Genomic DNA, 3714 nt, shown 5'->3' with positions numbered 1-3714 from the left:
TGGTCATGGGCCAGGTCAACAACGGGTCGGTCCGGGCCTCGGAGCTCATCAGCCTGCGGAGGGCCGGAATCTCGGGAATCCGGGTCGACGACCAGGGGGTGGCGCGCATCGGCGCGACGACGACCCTCGCCGAGATCGAGGAGTCAGCCGAGCTCGCATTCCTCCATGACGCGATGCGCACCATCGCCTCACCGCCGATCCGCAACCTCGCGACCATCGGCGGGAACCTCTTCGTGCCGCAACCGTACGGCGACGTCGCCGTCTGTCTGCTCGCGCTCGGCGCCGCCGTCGAGATCGCCGGTTCGGGCGGGCTGCGACAGGCGCCGGTCGAAGACGTGCTCACCGCTGGGGTCGCGCGGGGAGAGTTCGTCACCGCCGTTCTGGTGTCGCCGCCGGCGGCCGGTACCTGGTTCCACCACAAGGCCATGCGCCGCAGGCTCAACTCGGCCGCCATCGTCGCCGTGGCGGCGGTGGTCGAGGCCGAGGGCGGAGTCGTGACCTCGGCCCGGATCGCCCTGGGCGGGGTGGCTCCACGTCCCGTCCGCGCCACCTCGGCCGAGCGGGTCCTGGTCGGCCGCCCTCTCGAGCACGAGGTGCTCGATGAGGCGGGCCGGGCGGCACGCGCGGACATCGCGCCGTTCGACGACGCCTATGCCAGCGCTTGGTACCGCAGCCGTGTCCTCCCGGTGCACCTTCGCCGGACCTTCCTCGGTTGACCTGCATCGGCCGACGCATCAGAAGGGTCTGATCATGGGTTCACAGATAGTCTCGCTCGTCGTCAACGATCGGCCGCGAGAGTTCATCGCCGCGCCGGGAACCTCGCTACTGTCCGGCCTGCGCGACTCGCTCGGGCTGATGGCGGCCAAACGCGGCTGCGGCCAGGGAACCTGCGGCACCTGCACCGTGCTGGTCGACGACCGGCCGGTGATGTCCTGCCTGGTGGCGGTCGAGACCATCGACGGGGCCTCGGTCCAGACGCTGGAGGGCGTGGCCAGGGACGGCGAACTCGACGAGGTGCAGAGCGCCTTCATGGACGACTTCGCCACCCAGTGCGGCTTCTGCACGGCCGGAATGATCATGTCTGCGGAGGCCCTGCTCTCGCGCAATCCCGACCCCGACCGGGAAGAGGTGGTCGAGGCCATCTCGGGCAATGTCTGCCGCTGTACGGGCTACGGGCCGATCGTGACCGCGATCTTGGACGCTGCGCGCCGAAGGCGCGACGCGGCCGGCGGCGAGCGAGATCCGGCCGCGGTTCCGGCCGGCTCCGAGTCCGGCGAAGGGGTGCGGGCCCGATGAACTACCGCCTCGACCCGATCGACAAGAGCTACTTCGCCGACGAGCGCAGCGACGACTTCAACCTCATCGGATCGGTGGTGCAGCGCTCCGACGTGCTGGGGCACGTCACCGGCCGGACCGAGTTCTTCGAGGACCTCGCGCCGCCCGGCATGCTGCACCTCAAGATGTACCGCTCTGAGCGGCACCACGCCAGGATCAGCGGCCTCGACGTGACCGAGGCCCTGGCGGTCCCCGGCGTCGTGCGCGTGCTGACCCATGCCGACGTTCCCAACAACCTGTACACGCCGCTGAAACTGATCGGGGTCGGTCCGGACGACGAGCCGATCCTGGCCGAGGACACCGTCCGCTACCTGGGCGACCCGATCTGTGCGGTGATCGCCGAGACCGAGGCGGCCGCCCACGAGGGCGTCGGCCGGGTCAAGGTCGACTACGAGGACCTGCCGGCCGTCTTCGACGTCGAGGAGGCGCTCGCCGAGGGAGCCCCGCTGGTCAACGAGTACCAGGGCCAGAACCACTTCATCTACGAGGGGCACCACTGCCGGCGGATCCGGTTCGGCGACGTCGAGAAGGCGTTCGCGGAGGCCGACCAGGTCTTCGAGTGGCGCTACCAGTCCGCCCCGATCGAGCAGGCCCCGACGGAGACCACCGGGTGCATCGTCGTGCCGCAGGCCGACGGCCGGCTCCGCATCCACTCCGACACCCAGGCGTGCTTCTTCACCCTCGACAACACGGCCCTGATCCTGGAGACGCCGTTCAACAAGCTGCGCATCGTCGGCGGCACCGTTGGCGGCGGTTTCGGCGGCAAGGTCGACGTCGTCGTCGAGCCGGTCGCCTGCGTCGCGGCCATGATGACCCACCGGCCGGTCAAGTTCGTCTACAGCCGCTACGAGGAGATGCAGGTCTCCTCACCGCGCGCGTCCGAGCGGATCTACATCAAGGACGCGGTGATGAAGGACGGCCGGATCATCGGTCGCAAGGTCACCCTCTACGTCGACTCCGGCGCGTACGCCCGTCACAGCCCGTACGGCACCACCAAGGCGGCGGCGCACCTGCCGGGCCCCTACAGCATCCCCAACGTCTGGGCGGACTGCCACTGCGTGTTCACCAACCGCACCCCGTCCAGCGCCATGCGCGGCTTCGGCGTCACCATCGGCGACTTCGCGCTGGAGTCGCAGATGGACCGGATCGCCCGAGCCCTGGAGATGGACCCTCTCCAGTTGCGCCTGCTCAACGCCTACCGGGACGGGGACATGAAGGCCCACCGCAAAATCGCCGAAGGTACGGCGCTGGTCGAAGTGATCCAGAAGGCCGCGGAGATGGTCGGGCACGAGCTGCCGGACGCCTACCGCCGCATGTCGTCGACGAGCCGGCCAGATGTCCGCGGCGAAGGGAGCTGAGCCATGGCGAAACTGCGTGGCCGCGGGTACGCCTCGGTCAACTACCCCACCGGGATGAACCTCGGCGGCGACCCCTCCCAGGCCCTGATCCACTCCACCACGACCGGCACCTTCGTGGTGTCGCTGTCCTCCGTCGACCTCGGCCAGGGCATCAAGACGATCGCCGCCCAGTGCGCGGCCGAGACGCTCGGACTGCCCTACGAGAACGTCATCGTCGACACCGCCGACACCGACACCGGCCCCCACTGCATGGGCACCTTCGCCAGCCGCGGCACCCATCGCGTCGGCAACGCGGTCATCATGGCCGCCGCCGAGGCACGCGAGATCATGCTGGAGGTCGCCGCCGAGGAGCTGGAGGTCGACGCCGCCGACCTCGAGACCGACGGTACGGGGTTCATCCAGGTCATGGGGGCCGACGAGAAGAGGATCCACATCACCGATCTGGCGCTCGCGGCGCATTTCAAGCACGGGCGCACGATCTCGGGGCGCGGCATCTTCCTCAAGCAGCCGAGCGAACCCGTGCCCGAGACCGGCGAGATGGACCCCGACTCCTGCCAGGCGCACGCCTGCACGGTCGCGGTCGTCGAGGTCGACGACGAGACCGGCGTGGTCGAGGTGCTGGAGCTGCACAACGCCTACGAGATCGGCCGCGCGCTCAACCCGGCCACGGCCGCCCAGCAGATCGAGGGAGGAGCGTGGATGGGGCTGTCCCATGCCCTGTTCGAGACCACCGAGCCCTATTACCCCGTGCGCGACCACGGCCCCCGGGACTTCAGCGAGTACCTGATGCCGACAGCCGCCGACGCTCCCGTGCAGCACAGCGTCATCCTGGAGCGCCCGGCCGCGAGCGGCCCGTTCGGCGCCAAGGGCATCGGCGAGATGACGGCCAACGCTCCGATCCCCGCCATCGCCAACGCCATCTTCGACGCGTGCGGCGTACGGATGGAGACCATGCCGTTCACCCCGGAACGGGTGCTGCGCGGCCTGGACGAGCTCCGGGCCGGCGAGGCAGGCGATCTCA

4 protein-coding genes are annotated in these 3714 nt (G+C 69.7%); all 4 read left to right on the top strand.

All coding sequences use genetic code 11. The features are described 5' to 3' along the window. Positions 1 to 716: FAD binding domain-containing protein (locus tag HKK72_RS37370; RefSeq protein ID WP_187239119.1), on the top strand; the 716-nt coding region annotated here is incomplete at its 5' end. Between the two features lie 34 nt (positions 717 to 750). Beyond that, the gene (locus HKK72_RS37365; RefSeq protein WP_187239118.1) at positions 751 to 1296 is read left to right on the top strand and encodes a (2Fe-2S)-binding protein; all 546 of its coding nucleotides are present in this window, start codon (positions 751 to 753) and stop codon (positions 1294 to 1296) included. Next, on the top strand, positions 1293 to 2693 hold the full coding sequence (locus HKK72_RS42580) for a xanthine dehydrogenase family protein molybdopterin-binding subunit (RefSeq protein WP_187239117.1): 1401 nt from the start codon (positions 1293 to 1295) through the stop codon (positions 2691 to 2693). Before HKK72_RS37365 ends, HKK72_RS42580 begins: the two co-directional genes overlap by 4 nt. 3 nt (positions 2694 to 2696) lie before the next feature. After that, a partial coding sequence (locus HKK72_RS42575) for a xanthine dehydrogenase family protein molybdopterin-binding subunit (protein WP_187239116.1) occupies positions 2697 to 3714 on the top strand: 1018 nt, incomplete at its 3' end.

Source organism: Actinomadura sp. HBU206391 (assembly GCF_014323665.1).
GTDB lineage: Bacteria > Actinomycetota > Actinomycetes > Streptosporangiales > Streptosporangiaceae > Actinomadura_C.
This window is presented reverse-complemented; position numbering and strand designations above follow the sequence as displayed.

Coding starts and splice junctions, on each gene's coding strand:
- HKK72_RS37365 (WP_187239118.1), top strand. CDS start 751: ATGGGTTCACAGATAGTCTCGCTCGTCGTCAACGATCGGCCGCGAGAG.
- HKK72_RS42580 (WP_187239117.1), top strand. CDS start 1,293: ATGAACTACCGCCTCGACCCGATCGACAAGAGCTACTTCGCCGACGAG.